Origin of the sequence: Mycobacterium sp. E3339, assembly GCF_001666915.1 — a bacterium.
In the GTDB taxonomy this organism is placed as follows: Bacteria; Actinomycetota; Actinomycetes; order Mycobacteriales; family Mycobacteriaceae; genus Mycobacterium.
The window spans coordinates 42,266-66,452 of sequence record NZ_LZIZ01000246.1 but is presented as its reverse complement, the minus strand read 5'-3'; the positions used below and the strand labels follow the sequence as shown (position 1 = coordinate 66,452).

The following is a 24,187-nucleotide window of genomic DNA, read 5'->3' as shown; positions in this document are numbered from 1 at the left end:
TGAGTTCCAACAAGTCACCCTGACCGCCGTCGGCGACCCACGAATCGATCGCGGCGCGGTTGGCGGCGTTGATCAGCGTGGCGGCCAGCCGAGGCCGCAAGTCCGGTTGGGTGTCGCTGCCCAGCCAGCGTGCGACCTCGGCGGTGAGCTGATCGATCCAGTCCTCGTTGATCCGCAGCATGGTCGCGCGCAGCGCCGGTAAGCCGTGATACATCCGCGCGCGGACCAAGAACATCTCGGGCTGATCGACGATCGCCCGCGCCACCGCCATCGATGTCTCGGCGAGCGCGTCCCACAGGGAGTCGGAGCGCGCGGCGCGAAACCGGCGGATCGCCTCCTGCAGCCGCTCGGCGTAGCCGTCGAACAGGATGTCTTCCTTGCTGGCGAAGTGGCGGAAGAACGTCCGCGGCGCGACCCCAGCGGCCGCGGATATCTGGTCGACGGTGGTCCCCTCATAGCCCTGGGTGTCGAACAGCGCGATCGCCGCGTGGGTGAGCGCCTGTCGGTTGCGCAATCCGCGGGCCCGTCGCTGATCCATGCTCATACCCCTGCCAGCGTGGCGGTTCCGGAGCTCAGGGCGACGGCGTCGCCCTGCAGCGTCCGGAAGCGCACCGAATCTTCGGTTCGCCAGATCTCCGTCCGCAGCGGCGCATCGAGCTTCACCTGCTTGGAGAACCGGCAGGACAAGGATGTCAGCGACCGCGGATCCCCGTCGGCGATCCGGCCGATCACCGCCCGGGCGGCGAATCCCAGCGTGCACAACCCATGCAGGAATACGTCGTCGAAGCCGTACTTGCGGGCCGCATCCGGGTCGATGTGCAGCTGGTTGCGGTCGCCCGAGAGCCGGTAGAGGGCGGCCTGCTCGGGTCGGACGACATCGTCGAACACAGCGTCCGGTGGCCCGTCGGGGTCCGGTTCGGCAGCGGGCCCACGCTCACCGCCAAATCCCCCCGCACCGAGGACCATGGTTTGGGATTTGGCGACGAACACGGTCCCGTCCGGGTCGGCGCCGCGGCTGGTCAATTCCACCGCGGCGTGTTTGCCCTTGTCCCATACGGCCGACACCTCGGCTTGCACCGACATTTCCCCGCTGGCACCGATCGGCCGATGCAGTTCCAGCGACTGCGCAGAGTGAACGATCGGATACGTACCCAGGTCGAGCACACCGCGCAGGTCCTTGACGGCCCACCAGTTGGCCACCAAGGCAAACGTCGGCAGGACATCCGGGCCGTAGGCCTCGTTGAGCAGCCTCAGCTCAGCAGGCGGACGGGCGCCCACCCCCAACGCGTAGAGGATCACGTCGGTCTCGCACCAGCAGAAGGTGTTCGGCGGCAACGCGGTTCCGACGGCAGAGTCGGACAGAGTCAACGGCGCCTCCTACTGAACGGATTGACGATATGTGTTCAATCGTGCATTATTGTGACAGTCAGTGCAACTACTTTTTCCCATGCGAACAACGGGAGGGACCGACATGAAGTTCGGCGTGTTCATCCTCGGCGACAAGCCCAACCACCTCACCGAGCGGGAGGTGCTGGCCAACGTGCTGGAGGAGGCGCGCTGGGCGGAGGAACTCGGGTACGACGAGATCTGGCTGGCCGAACACCACTTCTCCCCCTACGGCATGCTCCCGGACCTGCCGCAGGTGGCCACGGCCATCGCCGCGCAGACCGAACGCATCCGGATCGGTACCGCGTGCATGGTGGCGCCCTTCCACGAGCCGATTCAATTGGCCGAACGCATCGCCATGGTCGACGTCCTGTCCGGCGGGCGCTTCGACGCCGGCTTCGGGCGCGGCTATCAGGCGCATGAGTTCAAGGGCTTCGGCATCTCGATGGACGAGGCCACCGGCCGCTACCAGGAATGTGTGGAAATCGTCAGCCGCCTGCTGACCGAAGAGAACGTCAGCTTCCAGGGCAAGTACTTCCAGATCGAGGACGTCACGATCTACCCGCGACCGGCGCAGCAGCCGATCCCTGTCTGGGGCACCGTGATGAAGACGCCGTCGAGCTTCGAGTGGCTCGCCGAGAAGGGGTTCGGGGCGATCATCGGGAACCCCTACCAGGTGGACCCGGATTTGCAGGGTGCACTGGACATCTACCTGAAGGTGCAGTCGGAAAAGGGACTCGACGCCGCCACCGGCAACGTGTGGGCGCTGCTCAACGCCTTCTGCCACGCCGACGACGCGTTCGCCCGCAGCTACCCGCGCGAGAGCGTCGAGCTCTCGATCCAGACCCATCGCAAGTATTCGAGCCCGTTCGAGCGCGGCGGGGAGATCCCGGCCGACTACAAGGCCTACTCGGACTGGTTCGACAAACATGACAAGCAGAGCTACGAGCAGGTGCTGAATTCGCACCTCACGCTGATGGGTGACCCGGACCGCATCGTCGAGAAGATGCGCACCGTCATCGACATGGGCTGGCGCAACATCATTTTGCGCATGTCGCGCGGCGGCGCCATGGACCGCACGAAGGTATACGAGTCGATGAAGCTGTTCGCCCAAGAGGTGATCCCCGCGGCGACCGAACTCGCGGCAGCCGCGGCTTGAGCCAGCAACTCGCCGACCGCATCCGCGCGGTGCTCGCCCTCGACCCGCGGGCGCCCGCGATCGAGTACGAGGGCCGGTGGGTGGATTGGCAGGCGTTGTCGGACATCGCCGCGGGCGTTCAAACGTCTTTAAGGCGAGCAGGTTTGGGGGAGGGATCCTCCGTCGGGCTGGTGCTGCGCAATCATCCCGCGATGGTCGGGGCCCTGCTCGGCGTGCTGCTGACCGACGGTTGCGTAGTCACGATCAATCCGGCACAGGGCGACGCCGGGCTCTGCGCGGACATCCGCGGGCTGCGGTTGCCCGCGGTGGTGGCCGTGCAGACCGATTGGGAGCGTCCAGGAATCGTCGACGCCGCCGCCGGGGCCCTGGGTGTTGCGCTGTCAAATGAAATGGCCGGCGCCACCCTGGTGGCCGGGCTGGAACATCCCGGACCGGGCCCCTTCCGCCCGCCCGGTGACGGCATCGCCGTCGAGATGCTGACGAGTGGCACCACCGGCCCGCCCAAGCGGATACCGCTGTCCTACAGCTCCTTTGAGCACACCGTCGCGGCGGCGAGCGCGCATTACCGTGTTGGCGCCGGACATGACTCGGAGCTCAGACTGCGTTCTGGCGTCGCCATCGTCTCGTCTCCCCTGGTGCATATGTCCGGGGTGTTCCGCACGCTGCTCAACATCTGCGAGGGACGAAAGATCGCGCTCCAGGAGCGATTCCGGGTTCCCGACTTTGTGGATCTGCTACTCCGGCACCGACCGAAGGCCGTGAGCCTGGTGCCGTCGGCGATGGCGATGGTGCTCGACGCAGGGGTGGATCCGGAAGCGTTCTCGAGCGTCGAGGTGGTGACCTCGGGCACCGCACATCTGCCGGTCGACGTCCAGACGAGGTTCGAGTGCCGCTACGGCGTCGCGGTGCTGCCGTCCTACGGGGCAACGGAATTCGCCGGCGGGGTGGCCGGTTGGAACCTCGCTCTGCACCGGCAATGGGCGACCGCCAAACGCGGAAGCGTGGGGCGCCCGCAACGCGGCCGGGAGATTCGAGTCATGTCCCTCGAGGACGACACCGAGATGCCGCCCGGCGAGCAGGGCCGCATCGAGGTACGCACCGAAGGTGGGGACTGGGTGCGGACCACCGACCTCGGCCGGGTTGACGCCGACGGGTTTGTGTTCATCGACGGCCGCACGGACGACGTCATCATTCGCGGCGGTTTCAAGGTCAATCCGGACGACATCGTCGGCGTGCTCCGTAACCATCCGGCTGTCCGCGATGCTGGGGTCACCGGCCTGCCCGATGAACGGCTCGGCCGGGTGCCGGTCGCGGCGGTCGAGTTGACCGACGGCGGCCGCGCCACGGCGGACGAGCTGCTCGCGTACGTGCGTGAACGATTGAGCCGTTACTACGTCCCGGCCCGCCTGATCATCGTCGAGGAGTTGCCCCGCACGCCGTCGCTCAAGGTCAGCCAACCCGCGCTGCGCGAACTCTTCGAAGGGACAGCAAGTTGACGACACGTGGTGTGGCCGCCATTGCCGGTGTGGCCGACGAGGTTTCGGCGAGCGGGGTGATCGATGTTCCACTGCGCGAGCTCGAGGCGCGCGTGATCACCGCCGCCCTGGCCGACGCGGGCCTGTCGCTACGCGACGTCGACGGGCTGTGCACCTGCACCGGCGGAACGCTCATGCATTCGGTGGAGCTGGCCGAGTACCTGGGGATAGCGCCGCGATTCACCGACGCGACGCAGACCGGCGGCGCCAGCTACGGGTTGTACGTCGAGCACGCCGCCGCGGCAATCGCGGCCGGCGAGGCGGAGACGGTGGTGATCGTCTATGCCTCGACGCCGCGCGCCGCGCGCAAGCGTGGCGAAAAGGGCCTCGGGGTCTTCGCCACCCCCGAGCGGCTGGAATGGGAAACGCCCTTCGGGGTCATGCTCCCGATCAGCGCCTACGCGCTGGCGGCCAATCGGCACATGGCGACCTACGGGACGACGCCCGAGCAGCTGGCGCAGATCGCCGTCGACACCCGGCGGTGGGCGGCAATGAACGAGCGGGCTCACCTGCGCGAGGCGATCAGCGTGCGGGACGTCCTTGAGTCCGGCTTCGTCGCCGAACCGCTGCACAAGCTGGAGTGCTGCCTGGTCACCGACGGCGCCGCGGCGCTGGTAGTCACCAGCGCCGAGCGTGCCCGCGACCTGGCCAGGCCGCCGGCCTTCGTCCTGGGGGCGGCGTCGGCGGCCTCGCACGCGATGATCTCCCAAATGCCCGATCTCACCGTCACGCCCGGGGCGGTGTCCGGGCCGGCCGCCTTCCGCGCCGCGGGCCTCACCCCGGCCGACATCGACGTGGTCGAGCTATACGACTCCTTCACGATCACGGTGTTGCTGGCGCTCGAAGACTTGGGCTTCTGCGGCAAGGGCGAAGGGGGTCCGTTTGTCGAGGACGGCGCATTGGGACCCGGAGGGTCCCTGCCCGGTCAGACTTCCGGCGGCGGGCTCTGCTACACCCACCCCGGCGCGTTCGGGGCCTTCCTGCTCGTCGAGGCAACGCGCCAGTTGCGCGGCGAGTGCGGCGAACGCCAAGTCCCGGACGCGAAAGCGGCTGTGGCACATGGCACCGGCGGGGTGCTCTCGGCCACCTCGACGGTGATTTTGGGAACGGAGGCGACGCTGTGACCGATACGCTGCCGGTCCCGGAGCCCAGCCCGGTGTCCGCGCCCTTCTGGGACGCGACCCGTCGTCGCGAGTTGACGGTCCAACGATGCGACTCGTGCGTGCGGCTCGTTTGGTACCCACGGTTCGTCTGCCCGCACTGCGGGGGGTCATCGCTGGTGTGGGAGAAGTTGAGTAGCGACGGGGTCGTTTACGCGGTCAGCGTGCACCACCGCGCCGCGCTCCCGGTCCTCGCCGACAAGGTGCCGTATTCGGTGGTGCTCGTCGATCTGGACGAAGGTGTCCGCATGATGTCGAACGTGTTCGGTCCCCCACCCGCGGTCGGCGACCGCGTCACCGTGGCGTGGGTGCCGCTCGAGGACGGCCGCAACCTCCCTGTCTTCGAGCCGAAGTGAGTCCCGACACCGCGCTGCGGCGCGCCCGCGAAGAGCTCGTGCTCCGGCACGTCGCGGCCGAGAATGCGCGCGACCTGGAGGCGGCGATGGCCACCTTCACCCATCCCCGTTACGAGATCATCCCTGCCGGAACCGTTTTCGACGGCGACGAGGCGGTCCGCGCAATGTTGTTGCAACAGTGGGCGGATCTCCCCATGCTGCGATATGCCGCAGAGGCGATCTTCCACGGGGAGGACGGTATGGCCGTGGAAACCCGGACGACCGCGCCCGGCACACCACTCGACATGTTGAGCATCAACCTCTTCGGCTTCCGGGGGCCCGACCTCATCCTGGAACGGTGCTACTTCGACCGGATGCTGCTCGCTGCGCAGCTCGAGTCGATCCGCACGCCCTAGGCGTCGACAGCGTCACGGACCGCGCGGACGAGTGCGGGGATGTCACGGTCCCGGTGGGCGGAGGGCAAGGGCCAGTGCGTCATCCGCAGGTCGGTCACGCCGGCCTTGGCCAGCGAGGCCGCCCCCGCGGCGACCGCGGCGAGGTCGAGTCGGCCATCGGCGCTCGTTTGCACGCGCAGAGTCCCGGCAACACCGAACCCGTCCGGGTTACCCCCGGCGCGCTCGACCGCGGCGCGCATTCGACTTATTCCCCCGGCGACATCCCGCGCGTCCGGGCCCCACGGGATCCAGCCCCGTCCAAAACGAGCGAGCCGGCGAGCGACGGCTCGGTTCACCGTCCCGCTCACCCAGACCGGCACCCCGCCGGGCTGAACGGGTTTGGGCATCTGGTGTATCCGCTCGAAACTCAAATCGGCGGAGTGGTAGCTCACCTCGTTCTCCCGCCACAACCGCTGGCATACCTCGAGCGTCTGGTCCAGGATCGGCCCGCGCCGGTCGAAGTCCACCCCGGCCGCGTCGTATTCCTCACGCTGCCAGCCGACGCCCACCCCGACATCGAGGCGGCCATCGGACAGCACGTCCATCGTCGCCAGGGTTTTCGCAAGGACCGCGGCCGGGCGCAGCGCGGCGAGCAGAACGTTTGTGCCCAGCCGAATTCGCTCCGTCCTCGCCGCCAGGTACGTCAGCGTCGTGAGCGGTTCCAGCCAGTGCCCGTCCGGCCCGGTCGGTTGGCGACCGCCTACGGTTCCGCCCGTCCGTGGATCCGCGTACGCGTCCATGTTCATGCCGAACGCGACGTGCTCCGACACCAGCAGGCGGTCGAATCCAGCGCCCTCCAACAGCTGTGCCCACTCCGTGAGGTGTTCCCAGTCCGACGGTGCCGCGGCCGAAAACGACGGAATCCCCATCGACAGCTGTAGCGAGGCCATCAACTGTGTTCCTCGATCGACGCGCGCCGGTCTTCGGTGGCATCGACGACGACCCTGCGGTGTGCGATCCGCCACCGCCCCTCGGCGTCGATTACATACTCGTCCAGATAGCGGATGTGCATGACGTGGTTGCGACCGTCCTGCTCGTCAACGCGAAAGTGATTGGCGGTGCAGTAGATTTCGCCTACCGCAGATCCCCCCTCGATGACGTACAGGCCCTGGGCTATGAGGTGAGCCGTCCGCGCCCAGCGGGCGACGATGCCGATGACTCGCTGGATCTCGTCGTGACCGGTCAGCGTTCCGGGTTCGCGCCCCGGTCTTTCGACGAGCATCGAAGCGTCGGGCGTGAACACCGCCAGGAGCGCGTCGCGATCTCGGCGATCGACCGCCGCCGCGTACCTGCGGGACAGCGCTTCGAGTTCCGCATGGGGAACCGCCCGCGAGATATCCATCTGCTTCCCGTGCCGGCCGGACAGAGACCCGTCGACGATACCCCCCAGAGGTTGTCGGGTTAGCGGCCGGCGGTTTCGGTGCGCGCCTCGTCGGAGGGTCGTGCACCGAAGCGGGGCACGGTGACGAGCCCACTGCCGTGTGCCTGGTTGACGGCACGCTGCAGCGGTACCAGCAACGGCACGAAGATGAGTTGGTCGGCGATCATCGGCGTCAGCAGGCGGTTGTGCACGAAGCCGAATGAGCTCCTGGTGATCGGGTCGGCCCAGCCGATGGTCCCGCCCAGACCGGCATGCCCGAAACCCCGCAGTAGGCCCGGCACTGGTGACCCGTGGTAGCCCAGGTGAAAGGACATTGGGAAGAAGACGTTCAGGTCCGGCCGCAAGCTGCGCCTGCCCGTGAGCGACGCGACCAATTCCTCTGAGAGGAACCGCTGCCCATCGATATTTCCCCCGTTGGTGAGCGCTCCGTACATTTTGGCCAGCCCCCGCGCGGTCACCACCGCGTTCACGGCGGGAATCTCGCTGTCCAGCAGCGGCATGTCGCCCTGCACCAGCGAGGTGATGCCGGGTACGTAGGTCGCGCCGAGCGGGCCCGGAACCGGCAATCTGGCCATCAGCGAGATCAGCCGGCCCAGCACCGCCCCGCCCGAGAACCGTTGCGGGAACATCGTCTGCGCCGCCTTCGTGGGCCCGTCGGCGGGCGGCCGCCCCAGGTGGATACCGTCCGTGTCCAGGGGTCCCGCGATCTCCGTGCGGAACAGCTCCCGCATGCCCTTGCCGGTGATCGCGCGGGCCAACCCGGATGCCAACCAGCCGAAGGTGAACGCGTGATACGCCGCGCGCCCGGCGAGGCGATCGACCGGCGCCGCGGCGAGCCGCTCTTCCATGAACCGGTGATCGAGCAACTGCTCGGTGGTAATGGTCCCGAGCCGGGACAGGCCCGTCGTGTGCCGCATCATGTCGCGCACCGTGATGTCGGACTTACCGTTGGCGCCGAACTCGGGCCAGTACTGCGCGATCGGGGCGTCGTACGACAGCAACCCACGGTCGACGAGCCGGTGCAACACCGTCGATGCCACCCCCTTGCCGGCGGAGAAGACCATCGCGCCGGTGTCCGCGGACCAGGGCAGCCGCCCCTTGCGATCGGACCAGCCGGTCCACACGTCGACGACGGGTTCCCCATCGACATACACGGACAACGCCCCACCGCCATAGCGTGGGCCGGGAAACAGCTTGGCAAACGTTCTTACCGCGCAGGCAAATCGGGGGTCGGCGGCACCGTGGACATGGGCGGGCAGACCGTCACCGGCTTGCAGGGCTGGTCGCTCGGGCATGGCAGTTGGAGTTCCCCTCGATAGTCAAGCGAGTCGCCCATCGGACGACTGAACAGATATCGTCATATTGTATTGTATGCTCGTCGGCGGAGTCCGCATGCGAAGGAGGGGTGATGGCCACGCAGGTAGACACCGGAACCCGGGCCCTGAGCAGCGACCGTGCCGTCGACTTGTATCGACTCATGAGCAAGGTGCACCACAGCGACCAGCGCGTCCGAAAAGGGCTGTCTTCCGGCGAAATCGCGATGAGCTACTGGCCGGTGGACGGCCAGGAAGCGATGTCCGCCGGGGCCGCGCTCGCCCTGTCAAGCACCGACCAACTCGTGACGACCTATCGCGGCCTCGGCGACGTGGTGGCCAAGGGCATCGACCTGCCCGGCTACTTCGCCGAAATCCTGGGCCGCGGCACCGGTCTGTCGAAGGGCAAGGCCGGCGCCATGGGCATCTACGACCCCGACCACGGCATCGCCTGGACCACCGGCATCGTGGGTGCCGGCCCCTTGATCGCGAACGGGATCGCACTGGCGGAGGCCATCAAGGGCAGTGCCCGCGTGGTGCTGGTGAGCTTCGGCGACGGGGCGACCAGCATCGGCTACGTCCACGAGGCGATGAACATGGCGGCCCTGTGGGCACTGCCGGTGGTGTTTTTCTGCCAGAACAACGCGTGGGCCGAATGCACGCCGGTGGCCGGCTACACCCGCACGGCGAGATTGTCCGACCGTGCCGCGGGCTACGCGATGCCCGGCATCACGGTCGACGGCACGGACCCACATGCGGTGTATGAGGCCGTGGCCGAGGCGGCCGAGCGGGCTCGTTCCGGTGACGGTCCGTCGTTCGTCGAAGCCGTCGCCTACCGCCTGCAGGGGCACTACTTCGGCGACCAGATGCCCTATGCCGACCCGGACGAACTGGCCGCCAAGCGCGCCGACCCGCCCTTTGCGCGGTATCGGCGGCGGCTCATCGACGACGGTCTGGCCAATGAGGCCGATCTGGACCGCATCGATTCGCAACTAGTTGCCGAGATCGACGCGGCCTTCGCCGCCGCCCGCGACGCCGACCCCCCCGATGCCGATGAACTGACACGCGACGTGTTCGCGGGGCACGGCGTCGAGATCGCGGCACCCGCGACGGAGCGGGCCGCGGTTCCCGAGGGTGAAACGGAGACCCTGGGCCTCGTGCAGGCGATTCACCGCACGCTGGACCGCGCGATGGCGGCCGACGATTCGATCGTGCTGCTCGGGGAGGACATCGCCGACCCGTCCGGCGGCATGTTCAAGATCACCGCCGGGTTGTCGACGAAGTACGGCGCCAGCCGAGTGCGCGACACCCCGATCGCCGAGTCCTCGATCATCGGCGCCGCCGTGGGTGCGGCGCTGGGCGGGCTGCGGCCGGTTGCGGAGCTGATGTTCGTGGACTTCCTGGGCGTGGCCATGGACCAGATCGCCAATCACGCCGCGAAGATCCGGTACATGTCCGGCGGCCGGCAGGGCGCACCGATGGTCATCCGCGCCATGGTGGGCACGGCGGCCGGCCCGCAGCACTCGCAAGCGTTCGAGGCGTGGGCGATGCACACACCGGGCATCAAGGTCGTCTGGCCCAGCACCGCCGCCGACGCCGTCGGGCTCCTCAACGCCTGCCTGGCGGAGGACGATCCCTGCCTGTTCATCGAGTCGATGAAGCTCTTCTACGGCGGCGGCAAGGGACCCGTGCCGACCGCCGACTACCTGATCCCGCTCGGCCAGGCCGACGTCAAACGGACCGGCACCGACGTCACGATCTGTACCTACGGCAGCCTCGTACATGCCGCCCTGGCCGCCGCCGAACAGCTTGCCGCCGAGGGCATCTCGGTGGAGGTGGTCGACCTGCGCACCCTGGTGCCGTTGGATCTGGGAACCGTCCTCGAATCCGTCCGCAAAACCCGTCGCCTGGTCGTCGCCCACGAATCCGTCGGGTTCTGCGGCCCGGGAGCCGAAATCGCCGCAGCCGTCGGGACGGAGCTCTTCGGTGTGCTGGCCAGCCCCATTCAGCGCGTGGCCGGAACGTACACGCCCGTGCCGCGGGCGGCGACGCTGGAAGCCGCCTGCCGCCCCGACGCCGCACGCCTCGTCGAAGCCATCAGGAGGATCGTGTGATCCAGGTGCGGATGCCGAAACCGGGCGACGCGATCACCGAAGCGGAGGTCACCGAGATCTACGTCGCGGACGGCGCCCACGTCTCCGAGGGGGATCCCCTCTACCAGATCGCCACCGACAAGGTCGAGATGGACATCGAAGCGCCGGCCAGTGGCATCGTCACCTGGAAGGTCAGCGCCGGGACGACCTACGACGTCGGCGAACTGCTCGCCGTGATCGAGGCGCGGTGAGCGCGCTACCGGCTTCCGTCGACGTCGACCTCGGTGCCGCCGAGCTCGACGGGCGCATCGACGGCGACACCCTGACCGTCACCATCAACCGGCCGGAGAAGAAGAACGCCGTCACCGCCGACGGCTATCACGGGATCAAACGGGCCGCGATGATCGTCGCCGACGAACCGGACCTGAACTTCCTGGTGATCACCGGGACCGGCGATGTCTTCTGCGCGGGCGGCGATATGAACGCCGTGGAGAATCCGGATCGCACCTGGGATGCGTTCACCGAGTCCTACGACGGCACGCCATTCGAAACGCTCGGTAAGATACCGAAACTCGTCGTCTGCGCCGTCAACGGCATCGCCATGGGTGGCGGCTTGGTGATGACGTTGTTTGCCGACCTCGTCGTCGCGTCCGACCGTGCCCGGTTCCGGGTCCCCGACCTGACCCGCGGCGTGTACGAGGCGTTCGTCGCCGCCCGCCTGCCGCAACGACTGGGCACGCTGAGGGCCAATCACCTGATCTACGGCAATGATTGGATCGATGCGGCCGAGGCTGAGCGTCTCGGGCTGGTCGGCAATGTCGTGGCGCACGACAGCCTGGGGTCTCAGGTCGATGCGTTGCTCGAGCGAGTCCGAAAGACTGGCCCCGTCGCCCGCGCGGCCGTCAAACGCGAGATGGCACGCGCGCTGCCGCCCGTCGACGTGACCGGTTACTGGTCGTCGATCGGAACCGCCGAACAAATCGAGGCCTTTACGGCGTTCCTGCAGAAGCGATCGCCGGATTGGGCGGTCAGCCATGACCGCGACGCGTTCGTTCAGACCAGACGATCGGCGTGGCTGGCGCCGCGCGAGGATGGCTGACCGCCCATGACCGAGCTACCGCAGGGCACGTCGGAGTTGACCGGGTGCGAGGAGATCCTCGTGGCCGCCGACGGTCCCGTCCGGATCGTGACGCTGAACAACCCTGACGACGCCAACGCGGTCAACAACAGAATGCACACCGCATTCACCAGACTATGGGCGGATCTCGCTGAGGATCCCGAAGCGCGCGCGGTGCTCATCACCGGAACGGGCGACTACTTCTCCGCCGGTGGAAACCTGGTGGAGTGGTTGGAAACTCACGTGAACAACCCGGTGACACGCCGCGCCGGGATGCGGGACGCCCGGCGCATCGTGCGCGACATGATCGACTTCCCGCTGCCCGTGGTCGCCGCCGTCAACGGGCCCGCGGTCGGTTTCGGGTGCAGCATCGCGGTGTTGTGCGACATCGTCCTGATGTCCGACCGGGCGTTCTTCGCCGACACCCATGTCGCGAGCGGGCTGGTGGCCGGCGATGGCGGGTCGGTGCTGTGGCCGTTGCTGATGAGCCTGTTGAAGGCCAAGGAGTACCTGATGCTCGGCGAACGCATCAAGGCCGACAAGGCGGTCGAGTTGGGCTTGGCCAACCGGGTCGTGCCGCACGCGGAGATCAAGCAGGAGGGGCTGTCGATTGCACACCGGCTGGCCGCGTTGCCACCACGGGCCGTGCAGGACACGAAGCGGACGTTGAACCTGCACGCCCAGCGGGCGATCACCGGCATCCTCGAATACGGGATCTCCGCAGAGACTGAGTGTTTCACCACCCCCGAGCATCGCGCCGCCATCGACAAGTTTCTCGGCCGAGGGTGACTGTGAGCGATCCGCTGATTCGCCGCGAAGAACAAGACGGCATCGCCGTCCTTTTCCTTAACCGGCCACACCAACGCAACGCCCTGTGTTACGAATCCTGGACCGAGCTGTCGATCGCGCTCGGCGGGGTTGTCGCGTATGGCGATCGCGGCGTAGTCCTGGCCGGCGCGGGCGACTTTTTCAGCGCCGGAGGAGATTTGAAGACCGGGCCGGCACGCGGCAGCGGTCCGCTGGGGCCGGCGGCCCGCGTCGAACACGCCCAACGGGTAATGGAGCAACTCAAGGCGGTTCCCGTACCGACCATCGCAGCCGTCGAGGGCGCCGCCGTTGGCCTCGGCTGGAGCCTGGCGCTGTCTTGCGACCTAGTCGTATGTGCTTCCGATGCATTTTTTGCCGCCCCGTTCGTCGCGCGAGCGGTGGTGCCCGACGGCGGATTGGCCTGGCGCTTAACCCAGCAGCTGGGCCGCAACCGCGCCGCTTCGTTACTGCTACGGGGAACACGACTGCCGGCCACCCAGGCCGAACAGCTTGGGCTGGTGACCGAGATCGTTGAACCCGGATCCGCCGTCAGCCGCGCGCTGTCGATCGCTGACGAACTTTCTCAGGCCGACGCGGGCGCGATCGAAATGACCAAGCGGCTGATCAATTCGGCCGAGGCGGCTCAGCTCGCCGCGTTTCATCCGCTCGAGCTGGCGATGGCGACCGTGGCGCAACAACGTTCGGCGGCCGCCGAAGGACGAGCCGCCTACTCCTGACGTCAGCGCGGCATGCCCAAACCGACAGTCGAGATCAAGTCGCGCTGGATCTCGCTGGTGCCACCGCCAATCCTGTGAAGCAGGGACAGCAAGAGGCCTTCGGAGAAGTGCCCGTCGAGTACGGCGTCAGGGTCATCGGGCATGAGTTCGCCTGCCGGACCCAGGATTTGGGCCCCGAGTCCGCGTAGCTCGGCGGTCAATTCGGAGTGATACAGCTTCGACAGTGACGGCAGCGCGGGATCCAGCGCGCCGGCAGCCTGTTCGTGCGCTACCCGATACGAGATGGCGCGGCCCACCTCGACGCGTTCGACGGCGCGGGCCAATGCGATGCGGTTGGCGGGATCGGAAAGGGGGTCGTGCGCGGAACCTTTCTGCGCGTGACACCAGTCGATGAGCTCATCAAGATAGCGTTGCGCCTGGGCAGCCCTGGTGATATTCGACCGCTCGGCGTCCAGCAGCGCCTTCCCGACCGTCCAGCCCTCGCCCTCCGCCCCGACGAGGTTGGCGGCGGGCACGCGCACACCGTCGAAGAATTCCTCGGCGAACGTCGGATAGCCGGTCATGGATCGGATGGGCCGGCGCGTGATGCCCGGACTTTCCAGGTCCACGAGGAAGAACGAGATGCCGGCCTGGCGCTTGTCCGCCACGGGCGAGGTGCGGGCCAGGACGAAGATCCAGTCGGCCAGCACGCCATTGCTCGTCCAGGTCTTCTGCCCGTCCAGGACGTAGTCGTCGCCGTCTCGCCGGGCCGTCATGCGCAGCGACGCCAGGTCCGAGCCGGCCTCTGGCTCCGAATAACCTTGTGCCCACATGCGTTCCGAGCGCGCAATGGCCGGCAGATGCTCCGCTTTTTGTTCGGGCGTGCCGTATTTGAATAGCACCGGCGCCAACATGTTGACGCCGTTGGTGTTCACCAGCGGCGCGCCCGCATAAGCGAGTTCCTCACGGATGACCACCTGTTCAACGATCCCGCGTCCGCCACCTTCGTACTCGGCGGGCCAATGCGGCACGAACCATCCCTGCTCGTGCAGCGCCTTGCAGAACGCGACCGCACGCTCGTGAGCGTCGCGCGGGAGGTAGTCGGGATTCGCGGCGGTGCGGCGGAATTCGTCCGGGAGGTTGGCTGCCAGCCACTCGCGGATCAAGGCCCGCAGTGACTCGGTGCTCTCATCACCACCGAAGCGGATGATCGGTTTCAAAGGCATGGCTATATGCGCTCGGTGGGTTTGGAGCCCTTCTTCATCAGCTCCGCCATGAACTCCTGGAACTCCTTGCTGCCAGTCACCATTGCTTGCAGGTCGTTGGTCGCCTGTTGGTGGGTGCGGAACCCCATGGTCTCCCACGCGCGGATGACGCCGGACTTGACGGCCTGCAACGTGATCAGCGGCGCCTTCGCGATCTGTGCGGCCAGTTCCTCGACGGTAGCCTCGAGCTCATCGGCCGGGACCACCCGGTTCACGAGACCGAACTCGAGCGCTTCCGCCGCGCTCAATCGCTGCGCGGTGTAGAGGTATTCGGCGGCCCGCTTGTAGTTCATGAAAACCCACGGTTCGAACATGGTCTCGGCGCCCGGCAGACCGAACCCCGGCACCAGAGGCATCTGAAACCACGCGTCCTCGGAGCAGACAGTGATCTCGGGGATCAGCGCCCAGGTCGTGCCCCCGCCGATCGCGTACCCGTGCACCTGGGCGATCACCGGCTTCGGGAATTCCCACAACTTCAGCACCGGCCACAGGAACAACTGCGCGGCGGAGCGCCACACCTTTCCGGACGCTTGCAGTTCGGCCATGAACTCCGGATACGCGCCGGTGGGGATGTGACCGGAGCAGAACCCCTTGCCGTTGGCCTTAATGATGACGACCTTGATGTCATAGTCGTACTGCGCGTCGTCAAGCGCGTCGTTGACACTATGGACCATCTCCGAGCTCTGGGCATTGGCGGCGTCCGGGTTGTTGAGGATGATCCGCGCGATCGGGCCGTCCTTCTGGTAAATCACGTGCTCGAGTTCTCGCGTTTCCATCGTTCGTCCTCCTCAACACCGGGCAGACGATCACCGCGCCGTCAGCATGGTGCAACTATACAGATAATGTATTAGTGTTCTTTGGCGGAGGGACGATGCCGATGACGACGATCGAGTTACGTTGGGATCCGTTCGACCGCGCGTTGCACCAGAATCCGTACGGGGTCTGGAAACGGCTGCGCGACGAAGCGCCAACTTACTACAACGACCAGTACGGCTTCTACGCTTTGAGCCGGTTCGCCGACGTGATGGAAGCGTCGCTGGATACCGAGACGTTTTCCTCGTCGCACGGGATCACCCTCGACGCGATCACCGACGAGCCCTGGCCGCCGCCCCGGGCGATGATCATGATGGATCCGCCCGACCACACCGCACTGCGAAAGATGGTCAATCGCACCTTCTTCCGCACCCAGATCGCCCAGCTCGAGGACCGGGTACGCTCACTGTGCTGCGCCTACCTGGATGCGTTCGTCGGCACCGAGGGCTTTGACTACGTGCGCGACTTCTCAATGAAGCTCCCGGTGATGGTGATCAGCTCGCTGCTGGGTTTCCCCGAGGAAGACCACGACAACCTGCGCGAGTGGTCGGATGCCCAGCTCCACCGTGACGAGGGCACGACCGAGCTGAATGAGGAGGGCCAGCAAGCCAACGCGAAACTGCTGGGCTACTACGCCGATCAGATTCAGCGACGGCGGGCCGCACCGACCGACGACATCGTCGGCAACCTGATGACCTCCGACCTGGTCCAGGCGGGCCGCGAGACCCGTCGCCTGGACGATGGCGAAGTGTTGATGTTCATCGCGATGATCAACGTCGCCGGCAATGAGACCGTTGCGCGTCTGCTGGGATGGGCCGCGCTGACGCTGGCACAGTATCCCGACCAGCGGGCCAAGCTGGTCGACCGCCCGGACCTCATCGGCAACGCCGTCGAGGAACTGCTGCGCTACGACGCCCCGTCGCCCGTGCAGGGCCGCTACACGAAACGCGACGTCACCTACCACGGCACGCTCATCCCGGCGGGCTCGCGCGTTGCCCTGCTGACCGGCTCGGCGGGCCGCGACGAACGCCAATATGAGAATCCCGACGTCCTCGACGTCGAGCGCACGGGGATCCGCCACATCAGCTTCGGCCACGGCTCGCACTTCTGCCTGGGCGCGGCACTGGCCCGCCTGGAGGCCCGGGTTGCGCTCGAGGAGACTCTCAAGCGTTTCCCGACCTGGGACGTCGACCGTGATGCCGTGACGTACGTGCACACCAATTCCGTGCGCGGCCCCGCCAGCGTGCCGATGCGGCTGTGACACCCGACCTCGCCGTCCGCACCGAAGGCGCGGTGCTCTGGTTGGTCTTGGACCGCCCCGAGACCGGCAATTCGGTGACGCGGGCGGTGCAGCAGGCCCTCATCGAAAACCTGCGTTCCGCGTCCGACGACGCGGGCGTCAGGGCGGTGGTGCTCACCGGCCGCGGTGACAAGCATTTCTGTACGGGGCCGAATCTTCGGGATCCCGGAATGCAGCCCAAGAAAGACCGGGTCGCGGGCGACGCCGCCCGCATCCTGCGCACCGGGTCCCAGGCGGTGGTGTCCGCGTTGCTGGACTGCGAAAAGCCGGTGTTGTGTGCGCTCAACGGGATCGCCGCCGGGGTGGGCGCCAGCATGGTGCTGGCCTGCGACCTAATCGTGGCCTCCGAAAGTGCCCGCATCATCGAGCTTTTCGTCCGGCGCGGGCTCGCGCCGGACGGGGGGGCCGCCTATCTGCTGGCGCGCAAGGTCCCGTTCAACGTCGCAAAGCAGCTGCTGTTCTTCGGCGAGGAGCTGTCCGCTGCGGAGGCCGAACGCATCGGCCTGGTCAACAAGGTCGTCGCCGCCGACGACCTGGAGGCCGAGACGGCCGCGTGGGCCCAACGGCTCGCCCGCGGGCCGACCCGGGCGCTGGCGGCGGCCAAGGCGATGCTGAATCAGGCGTTCGACCTCGACCGCGAAGCCGCGTTCCACACCGAGGCGCTGTTGGTGGAGCAGGTCGCGGCGACCGACGACGTCGCGGAGGGCATGGCGGCCTTCACCGAGCGACGCGACCCGGACTTTCGTGGACGCTGAATGACGCTGCATCGGAACGCCGCGTCCCTGGACGGCCGGGTCGCCGTCGTCACTGGCGGGGGCGGCGGGATCGGGAGCGCCATCGCCGCGGCCTTCACCGAATTCGGCGCGCGAGTGGCGATCTGGGAAAGGGACCAGCAGAGTGCGGCGGCGGTGGCCGCGCGCATCGGCGGCCTCGCGTGCGTCGCCGACGTACGCGACGCCGAGCAGGTCGATGCGGCCCTAACCACCACCGTCGACGCGCTGGGGGTTCCGACCATCCTCGTCAACAATGCCGGCGGGGTCTTCTGGTCCGGCCTGCTGGACACCTCCCCCAACGGCTGGGATGCCCTGATCCGGATCAATCTGACCCAGGTCCTGCTCTGTACGCAGCGCGTAGCGCGGGCCTTGGTCGAGGCGGGACGAGGCGGCAGCGTCATCAACATCAGCACCATCGAGGCGGTACGCGCCGCGCCCGGGTTTGCCGCCTACGCCGCGGCCAAAGCGGGCGTGGTCAACTTCACCAAGACCGCGGCCCTGGAACTGGCGCCCCACAATATCCGCGTCAATGGGCTCGCACCCGACTTCACGCTCACCGAAAGCCTGGAGAAGATGGCACCGAACGGCGTGGAGAACGCCAAACTCATGGTGCCGATGGGTCGGGCCGGCCACGTCGACGAAATGGCCGGCGCCGCAATATTCCTCGCTAGCGACCTCAGCGCCTACGTGACCGGGCAGACGCTGCACGTCGATGGCGGCACATCGGCGGCCGGCGGCTGGTATCACGATCCGCAATCGGGGCGCTACATACTCGGCCCGCCAACCCCGGTGCCCTAGTCCCGATGCACGACGCCGAAGTCCGGGACCTGTTGGCGAAAGAAGAGATTCGTCAACTGCCCTACCGTTACGCCGCCGCGATCGAGACGCGGGACGTCGGTGCGATGGCCGAATTGTTCGTCCCGCACGCCCGGTTCGGCGAGCACGGTGAAGGTCGCGAGGCGCTCCACCGGCTGATGTCGGCCAGCATCGACGCGAGCGTGTTCGCGGTCATCCTTGTCGCTAACCACCTCGTCGAGCTGGACGCCGACGACCGCGCTCACGGGCAGGTCTGGGCCCAGTGCTTTGCGCAGACCCACGCCGAGGGGTTTGTCGAACAGCTCATCAAGTACGAAGACCGCTACGAGCGACACTGCGGGCGTTGGCTTTTCCTGCACCGGAGGCATCGCCTGTTCTACGGCGTGAGCCGCCGGTCGTCGCCCCTGACACAAGAAGCCGCATCCTGGCCACGAAAGCAGACCGGCGTCGGTGACCTGCCGCTGACCGATCCGGTCTTCACGGCTTGGTGGCAGAGCAAAGCCGACGGGGAAACGCGGCCGTGAGCGCCCACCGCCGCTTAGCCGAGGGGCTGTCCTTCCCCGAAAGCCCGGTCGTCTACGACGACGGTTCCGTCGTGGTCTCGGAGATGGCGGCCGGCAGGATCACCCGCGTCCGCCCGGACGGCGTCACCGAGACGGTGGCCGAAACCGGCGGCGGCCCCAACGGGGTGGCGCGGCTTCCGGACGGTCGGCTGGTGGTCTGCCAGAACGGCGGTTCTACTTTCGGCCTCGGCCCGTGGCCGTACGACTTCGCCGGCTGCGCAACACTTTTCCGGCCGGTGGGGCCGCCCGACCACCCCGTCCTTCCCGCGCTGCAACTGGTCGAAGCCGGTGGTCAGGTCAGCACCCTGTTCACCGAATTCGTCACGCGCTCCGGCAGCACGGTGCCGCTGATGCGGCCCAGCGACATCTGCGTTGACGGCGACGGGGGCTTCTATGTCACCGACGGCGGAGCCACACGCGACCGCAATCGCAGCATGACGGGGCTGCTCTACGGCACCGTCGACGGCATGCTGCGCGAGATCGTCTACCCACTAGAGATGCCCAACGGGGTGGCCCTGTCGCCGGATGGGACGTTGCTCTACGTGGCCGAGACGCGCACGCGCCGGATCTGGGAATTCACGCTCGACGGGCCCGGCGCGGTGTCCCGGGCGCGCGGTCTGGCAACGGTGCCCAGCGGTGGTCCGCTGAATATCGGAGGCGCCGATGGCCTCTGCGTGGACGCGGCCGGCAGGATCCTGGTCGCGACACTCGGGACCGGCGGTCTCACCGTCATCTCCCCGACCGGCGAACTCTTGGGCACGATCTCCGCCGACGACCCGATGACGACCAACGTCGCACTAAGCCGCGATGGCGAGACGTTGTTCATGACGCTCGCCTCGTCGGGACGACTGGTCATGGTGGAGAACTGGCGCGAACACGTGGGCGCCGCGCAGGCGTCGCCGTGAAGCTGGTCCGGCGCCGGCTGCGTTCGCCGTTCGCTCCCACCGGCAGATCACTGGTGATATCGGCGGCGATCGTCCCGACTGCCATTGGCTCCGCCCTGATCGCAGCACTGACCGCCTGGGCTCTGCCGACCGGTGCGGCGCTCCGCGAACACCACGTGATGTTGGTCAATATCGTCGCAGGGCTTTGCTATTCGGGCATTGCCCTGCCGCTGGCCGGACTATGTGGATACATCTTGTTGAGCCTGCCGGCGGGGGCAAGCGATGCCACCGCGCGCCGCGTCGTCCTGGCCATCCCGATGAGGATGGCCGTGATCCATGGAACCGTATGGTCGGCGGCGGCCGTCGTTTTCGTGCTCACGAATTTCGATACACCCTGGCTGGCCGCAACCCTCGGAGTGTCGATTCTGCTCGGAGCCATCGTGACAACCGCAATGTCCTATTGGATGTGCAGGATTGCGCTGCGGCCGGTTGCGGCCAGGCTGCTCACCGAAGACCCGCCGACACGGCCGCGGGGGCCCGGTCTGCGGCTGCGCGCGGTGAGCGCCTGGGTGATCGGAACGGGCGTTCCGGCGCTGATGGTCATGCTCGTCGCCGCAAGCGCCCTCTTCGTCGAGTACTCGGCGCATCGGCTGGCGCTGGTTGTCCTCGTCCTTGGGGGCTGCACAATGGCCTGTGGCCTGGTGGTCGCCGCATTCAACGCGTCATCCATCGCCGATCCCATCGACGAGGTCAGGGACGGCATGCAACGGGTGCAGCGCGGCGAATTCGACGTGTCCGTAGCCGTTTTCGACGCCTCCGAGCTGGGCCTGTTACAGGCGGGCTTCAACACGATGGCGACCGGACTGCGTGAACGAGAACGGCTCCGCGACCTGTTCGGCCGCCACGTCGGCAAGGACGTGGCTCGGTTGGCCGAGCAACTGGCCGCCGCCGGTGACCAGATTGAGATGGGCGGAGCCAACCGCGACGTGGCGGTGCTGTTCGTGGATTTGGTCGGCTCGACACGACTGGCCACCACACTGGAACCACCCGAGTTGCTGGCGACGCTCAACGACTTCTTCACGATGGTCGTGAACGCGGTCGAAGCGAATCGAGGCTTTGTCAACAAGTTCGAGGGGGACGCGGCGCTGGCGGTCTTCGGCGCTCCCCTCGACGACGATGACAGGGCCTCGCATGCACTGGCGACGGCGCGTGAACTCAACAGGTTCCTGAATCCGCCAGGGGCACCGATCAGTGCCGGCATCGGAGTGTCGGCCGGCATGGCGGTGGCCGGCAACGTCGGCCACCCGGGCCGTTACGAATACACGGTGATCGGCGACCCGGTCAACGAGGCGGCAAGGCTCACCGAGGTCGCCAAGCTCTCGGTCGGCGTCGCCGCGTCGGCCGCGGCACTGGTCATGGCCGGCCAGGAGGAGTCACGGCGGTGGCGAGTCGTCGATTCCAAAGTGCTACGCGGCCGAGCCGATTCGACCGAAATCGCCGTCCCGGTCGACTGACGTTCAGGGCCTGAAGCTGCTCAGACCTTACGGGCCTTCTGCTCCTCCATCTTGTTCATGAAGGCCTCGAGGCCGACGCCGCCGTGGTCGGCCATGACCTCGTCGTAGTCGTAATCGGGCGCGTTACCGCCGTTAGGGCGCCACCCGGCATCCGCGGTACAGGATTTGAAGCCGTCCTCGGGGAAGGCGTACCAGCGCCGCGTGTTGAGTTCGACGATCTTGGCGGCCTCCTCGTCGGGCACGTCCGCGAGCATCTCCTCGGCGCGCGCCCGACTTTTGGGCCAGAACGAGTCGGAGTGCGGATAGTCGCATTCCCAGGTGATGTTGTCGATTCCAATCTGGTGGCGCATCGACATTCCCACCTCGTCCTCGATGAAGCATCCAGAGATGTTGCGCCGGAACAACTCCGACGGTGCCACCGTGGGGTGGATGTTCTGGTAGAACTTGTGCTTGCGCCAGACGTAATCCGCGCGCTCGACGAGGTACGGCATCCAGCCGACGCCGCCCTCGGAGAACGCGACTTTGAGGTTCGGGTGCTTGTGAAACACCGGCGAGAAGATGAGCTCGGTCGCCGCGGCCATGGACGTGGTGCCCATCAAGGTGATCATCACCGCGAAGGGTGCCTCGGGTGCGGTCTGGGGTGGGAACCCGCCACTGCCGAAATGCATCACCGCGGTCAGGTTGGTCTCTTCGAGCGCCGACCACACCGGCTCCCAATACGCGGTGTGGTAGCTGGGCAGCTTCAGGTTCGTCGGGTTATCCGGCAGTCCGATCGCCCGCGCCCCTTTGGCCGCCACCCGCTCGATCTCGGCGACGATCAACGCCTGGTCCCACAGCGGCGTGATCGCCATCGGGATGAACCGGGCCGGGTCGGTGGCGCACCATTCGTCGAGTGAGAAGTCGTTCCACGCCTGGACGGACAGCTGCGCGAGTTCCTTGTCCTCGCCTTCCAGGAAAACGGTGCCACAGAAGCGCGGGAAGGACGGAAAGCACAGCATGGCGTGCACGCCGTCGATGTCCATGTCCGCCAGTCGGGCTTTCGGGTCGTAACACCCGGGGATCATGTCGGCGTAGCGGATCGGATCGACGCCGAACTCCTCCGGTGACTTACCGGCGACAGCATTCAGTCCGATGTTCGGATACGGCCTGCCCTCGTAAACCCACTGCTGCACAGGCGGAGCACCCTCGCGCGGAAAATCGACGATGCGGGGACCGTCGTCCAGGAATTTCTTCGGCAGCCTGTCCGCCCAGACCTGCGGTGGCTCGATCAGGTGGTCGTCGACGGACAGGAGTTTCATCGAAGGTTGCAGCGGCATTGTGGGCGTCGTCTCTCGAAGTCGTGCGATACGGTACAAGTGAACAAATTGTGACTAGTTGACTATAGCCCCGATCCTGGCCAGAGCTCAAACGATCAGGGCGCATCGAGGAGGACCATGACAGAACCCGAAACCCCACCGTCGCGCATCCCACACGACGATTGGGCGGACCAGGACCTGCTCACCAAAGGCGAGGCGGCCGAACGCCTCGCCGCCGAAATCGCCGAAGTCACTGCCAAACTCGACGCGTCGGACGGCAAGGACGAGACCCAGATGCGACGACTCAAGGGGCTCCAAGAGGCCTATAAGCACCTGACCGGCAACCAGCAGGGCTGAGTGGGCGCGCTCAGGTTTGCGGCAAGCCGAGCACCCGCTGGGCGACGATGTTGCGCTGGATCTGGGCCGTTCCGCCATAGATGCCGGCGGCCCGCGACCACACGTAGATGTCCCATTCCAGGCCTTCGGTGAGCAGCGGGCCACTGGCCGACAGATCCATCATGGCCCGGGCGAAGAACTGGTCGGCACGCGTCATGAGCAGCTTGTCGACCGACCCCTCGGGCCCGGGAAGCTTTCCGTTTTGACGCTCCGTGAGCGACCGTAAAACCTTGATCTGCAGCGCGCGCAGCTCCACGTAGGCCTGCCCGAGCCGGGCCCGGGCCGACGGCGAGTCTTCGAGCCACCCGACGCGAACGTCGTCCTCGAGGCGACGTAGCTGCGTCTTGAGCCGGCCGATCCAGTTGATGTCGCTGGGACCGCGCTCGTAGGCGAGCAGCTGGTTGGCAATGGACCAGCCCTCCCCGCGCCCGCCGAGCAGGTTGCCCGCGGGTACATCGACGTTGTCGAACGTGATCTCGGTGAACTCGCGGTTGCGCGCGGCGTTCACGATGGGCCGCACTTCGATGCCGGGCGTCGACATCGGCACCAGCAACACGGAAATGCCGGCGTGCTTCGGTGCGTCCGGCTCGGTGCGGCACAGCAGGAAGCACCAGTCGGCAACCGCACCGAAGCTCGTCCAGATCTTGCGGCCGTTGACGCGAAACATCTCACGCCCGCCTGCGTCGAGGAAATCGGCCCGGGTCTTGAGGCCGGCGAGGTCGGATCCGGCCTCGGGTTCGGAGAACCCTTGACACCAGCGCACCCGGCCCGACAACAGCCCGGGCAGCATCGTGTCGCGCTGCTCGTCGGTCCCGAACAGGCGTAACGCGTTGCTGAGGTGACCGACGCCCTCGATGGGCGCGGCGCCGGCCCGACCGAGCTCGTCGTTGAGGATCGCCTCGTAGACCGGCGCCTTGCCATGCCCCCCATACTCGACGGGAAAGGACAACCCGATGTAGCCGGCTTCGTAAAGCGTTTGGTGCCACGCGTTTTGCGCGTCAGCCCGCGCCGCCGGGTCGTCGGGAATCGCGGCGTCGGCTGCGTGCTCGGACAGCCACTGCCTGAGCTCGGCGCGGAACTGCGCTTCGGGTGCGCTGTCGTTGAAGTCCAT

Annotated in this window: 26 protein-coding genes; 17 read left to right on the top strand and 9 right to left on the bottom strand. The window is 67.1% G+C overall.

Annotation, left to right across the window (positions count from 1 at the left end):
- Together A5702_RS23300 and A5702_RS23295 are read right to left on the bottom strand one after the other, a co-directional pair.
- The coding region (locus A5702_RS23300; protein WP_068224175.1) for a TetR/AcrR family transcriptional regulator at window positions 1–538 on the bottom strand (538 nt) is incomplete at its 3' end.
- A gap of 2 nt (window positions 539–540) precedes the next feature.
- Window positions 541–1,368, bottom strand: a complete 828-nt coding sequence (locus tag A5702_RS23295; RefSeq protein ID WP_068224156.1) for a MaoC/PaaZ C-terminal domain-containing protein — start codon at window positions 1,366–1,368, stop codon at window positions 541–543.
- Between the two features lie 79 nt (window positions 1,369–1,447).
- On the opposite strand from A5702_RS23295, the gene A5702_RS23290 reads away from it, so the two are divergent.
- From A5702_RS23290 to A5702_RS23270, 5 genes are read left to right on the top strand one after another with little or no spacing between them, the layout of a single operon-like run.
- Window positions 1,448–2,545: an LLM class flavin-dependent oxidoreductase gene (locus A5702_RS23290; RefSeq protein ID WP_231965175.1), complete on the top strand. Its 1,098-nt coding sequence runs from the start codon at window positions 1,448–1,450 to the stop codon at window positions 2,543–2,545.
- Window positions 2,542–4,041, top strand: a complete 1,500-nt coding sequence (locus A5702_RS23285) for a class I adenylate-forming enzyme family protein (RefSeq protein WP_068224150.1) — start codon at window positions 2,542–2,544, stop codon at window positions 4,039–4,041. The genes A5702_RS23290 and A5702_RS23285 overlap by 4 nt, the downstream gene beginning before the upstream one ends.
- Entirely contained in the window at window positions 4,038–5,204 is a 1,167-nt protein-coding gene (locus A5702_RS23280) for an acetyl-CoA acetyltransferase (protein ID WP_068224147.1), read from the top strand. The genes A5702_RS23285 and A5702_RS23280 overlap by 4 nt, the downstream gene beginning before the upstream one ends.
- Entirely contained in the window at window positions 5,201–5,596 is a 396-nt protein-coding gene (locus A5702_RS23275; protein ID WP_068224145.1) for a Zn-ribbon domain-containing OB-fold protein, read from the top strand. Before A5702_RS23280 ends, A5702_RS23275 begins: the two co-directional genes overlap by 4 nt.
- Window positions 5,593–5,991: a nuclear transport factor 2 family protein gene (locus A5702_RS23270; RefSeq protein WP_231965168.1), complete on the top strand. Its 399-nt coding sequence runs from the start codon at window positions 5,593–5,595 to the stop codon at window positions 5,989–5,991. Before A5702_RS23275 ends, A5702_RS23270 begins: the two co-directional genes overlap by 4 nt.
- Here the strand turns inward: A5702_RS23270 and A5702_RS23265 are convergent.
- The 3 genes from A5702_RS23265 to A5702_RS23255 are packed head-to-tail and all read right to left on the bottom strand — an operon-like array spanning window position 5,988 to window position 8,706.
- The gene (locus A5702_RS23265) at window positions 5,988–6,920 is read right to left on the bottom strand and encodes a TIGR03619 family F420-dependent LLM class oxidoreductase (protein ID WP_068224140.1); all 933 of its coding nucleotides are present in this window, start codon (window positions 6,918–6,920) and stop codon (window positions 5,988–5,990) included. The two genes, A5702_RS23270 and A5702_RS23265, sit on opposite strands and share 4 nt — an antisense overlap.
- Window positions 6,920–7,372 (bottom strand): nuclear transport factor 2 family protein, encoded by a 453-nt coding sequence (locus tag A5702_RS23260; RefSeq protein ID WP_068224138.1) that lies wholly within the window; start codon window positions 7,370–7,372, stop codon window positions 6,920–6,922. The genes A5702_RS23265 and A5702_RS23260 overlap by 1 nt, the downstream gene beginning before the upstream one ends.
- 59 nt (window positions 7,373–7,431) lie before the next feature.
- Window positions 7,432–8,706, bottom strand: coding sequence for a serine hydrolase domain-containing protein (locus tag A5702_RS23255; protein ID WP_068224136.1), 1,275 nt, complete (start codon window positions 8,704–8,706; stop codon window positions 7,432–7,434).
- Window positions 8,707–8,819: 113 nt separating this feature from the next.
- On the opposite strand from A5702_RS23255, the gene A5702_RS23250 reads away from it, so the two are divergent.
- From A5702_RS23250 to A5702_RS23230, 5 genes are read left to right on the top strand one after another with little or no spacing between them, the layout of a single operon-like run.
- Window positions 8,820–10,838: a thiamine pyrophosphate-dependent enzyme gene (locus A5702_RS23250; protein ID WP_068224135.1), complete on the top strand. Its 2,019-nt coding sequence runs from the start codon at window positions 8,820–8,822 to the stop codon at window positions 10,836–10,838.
- Entirely contained in the window at window positions 10,835–11,068 is a 234-nt protein-coding gene (locus A5702_RS23245) for a lipoyl domain-containing protein (protein WP_082956178.1), read from the top strand. The genes A5702_RS23250 and A5702_RS23245 overlap by 4 nt, the downstream gene beginning before the upstream one ends.
- Complete coding sequence (locus A5702_RS23240) at window positions 11,065–11,916, top strand: enoyl-CoA hydratase/isomerase family protein (RefSeq protein ID WP_067816229.1); 852 nt, start codon at window positions 11,065–11,067, stop codon at window positions 11,914–11,916. Before A5702_RS23245 ends, A5702_RS23240 begins: the two co-directional genes overlap by 4 nt.
- Before the next feature lie 6 nt (window positions 11,917–11,922).
- Window positions 11,923–12,723: an enoyl-CoA hydratase/isomerase family protein gene (locus A5702_RS23235; RefSeq protein WP_082956177.1), complete on the top strand. Its 801-nt coding sequence runs from the start codon at window positions 11,923–11,925 to the stop codon at window positions 12,721–12,723.
- 2 nt (window positions 12,724–12,725) lie between these two features.
- Window positions 12,726–13,478, top strand: coding sequence for an enoyl-CoA hydratase/isomerase family protein (locus tag A5702_RS23230; protein ID WP_231965167.1), 753 nt, complete (start codon window positions 12,726–12,728; stop codon window positions 13,476–13,478).
- A gap of 2 nt (window positions 13,479–13,480) precedes the next feature.
- Here A5702_RS23230 and A5702_RS23225 read toward each other — a convergent pair whose 3' ends face one another.
- Both A5702_RS23225 and A5702_RS23220 read right to left on the bottom strand, forming a co-directional pair.
- Window positions 13,481–14,683, bottom strand: coding sequence for an acyl-CoA dehydrogenase family protein (locus A5702_RS23225; RefSeq protein WP_068224132.1), 1,203 nt, complete (start codon window positions 14,681–14,683; stop codon window positions 13,481–13,483).
- 2 nt (window positions 14,684–14,685) lie between these two features.
- Entirely contained in the window at window positions 14,686–15,498 is an 813-nt protein-coding gene (locus A5702_RS23220) for an enoyl-CoA hydratase-related protein (protein WP_068224129.1), read from the bottom strand.
- A gap of 101 nt (window positions 15,499–15,599) precedes the next feature.
- Between A5702_RS23220 and A5702_RS23215 the strand changes: the two genes are divergently transcribed.
- The 6 genes from A5702_RS23215 to A5702_RS23190 are packed head-to-tail and all read left to right on the top strand — an operon-like array spanning window position 15,600 to window position 21,385.
- Complete coding sequence (locus tag A5702_RS23215) at window positions 15,600–16,796, top strand: cytochrome P450 (protein WP_068224172.1); 1,197 nt, start codon at window positions 15,600–15,602, stop codon at window positions 16,794–16,796.
- Window positions 16,793–17,590: an enoyl-CoA hydratase/isomerase family protein gene (locus tag A5702_RS23210; protein ID WP_068224127.1), complete on the top strand. Its 798-nt coding sequence runs from the start codon at window positions 16,793–16,795 to the stop codon at window positions 17,588–17,590. Before A5702_RS23215 ends, A5702_RS23210 begins: the two co-directional genes overlap by 4 nt.
- Complete coding sequence (locus A5702_RS23205) at window positions 17,591–18,406, top strand: SDR family NAD(P)-dependent oxidoreductase (protein WP_067816247.1); 816 nt, start codon at window positions 17,591–17,593, stop codon at window positions 18,404–18,406.
- A gap of 5 nt (window positions 18,407–18,411) precedes the next feature.
- Window positions 18,412–18,948, top strand: coding sequence for a nuclear transport factor 2 family protein (locus tag A5702_RS23200; protein ID WP_068224124.1), 537 nt, complete (start codon window positions 18,412–18,414; stop codon window positions 18,946–18,948).
- Window positions 18,945–19,892 carry an SMP-30/gluconolactonase/LRE family protein gene (locus A5702_RS23195; protein WP_067816253.1) on the top strand — a complete coding sequence of 316 codons (948 nt, stop codon included), beginning with the start codon at window positions 18,945–18,947 and terminating at the stop codon, window positions 19,890–19,892. The genes A5702_RS23200 and A5702_RS23195 overlap by 4 nt, the downstream gene beginning before the upstream one ends.
- Window positions 19,889–21,385 carry an adenylate/guanylate cyclase domain-containing protein gene (locus A5702_RS23190; protein ID WP_082956176.1) on the top strand — a complete coding sequence of 499 codons (1,497 nt, stop codon included), beginning with the start codon at window positions 19,889–19,891 and terminating at the stop codon, window positions 21,383–21,385. The genes A5702_RS23195 and A5702_RS23190 overlap by 4 nt, the downstream gene beginning before the upstream one ends.
- A gap of 20 nt (window positions 21,386–21,405) precedes the next feature.
- Here the strand turns inward: A5702_RS23190 and A5702_RS23185 are convergent, their stop codons facing one another.
- On the bottom strand, window positions 21,406–22,701 hold the full coding sequence (locus A5702_RS23185) for an amidohydrolase family protein (protein ID WP_068224121.1): 1,296 nt from the start codon (window positions 22,699–22,701) through the stop codon (window positions 21,406–21,408).
- Between the two features lie 117 nt (window positions 22,702–22,818).
- On the opposite strand from A5702_RS23185, the gene A5702_RS23180 reads away from it, so the two are divergent.
- Window positions 22,819–23,037 (top strand): hypothetical protein, encoded by a 219-nt coding sequence (locus A5702_RS23180; RefSeq protein WP_068224118.1) that lies wholly within the window; start codon window positions 22,819–22,821, stop codon window positions 23,035–23,037.
- A 10-nt stretch (window positions 23,038–23,047) separates the two neighbouring features.
- Here the strand turns inward: A5702_RS23180 and A5702_RS23175 are convergent, their stop codons facing one another.
- On the bottom strand, window positions 23,048–24,187 hold the full coding sequence (locus A5702_RS23175; RefSeq protein ID WP_068224115.1) for an acyl-CoA dehydrogenase family protein: 1,140 nt from the start codon (window positions 24,185–24,187) through the stop codon (window positions 23,048–23,050).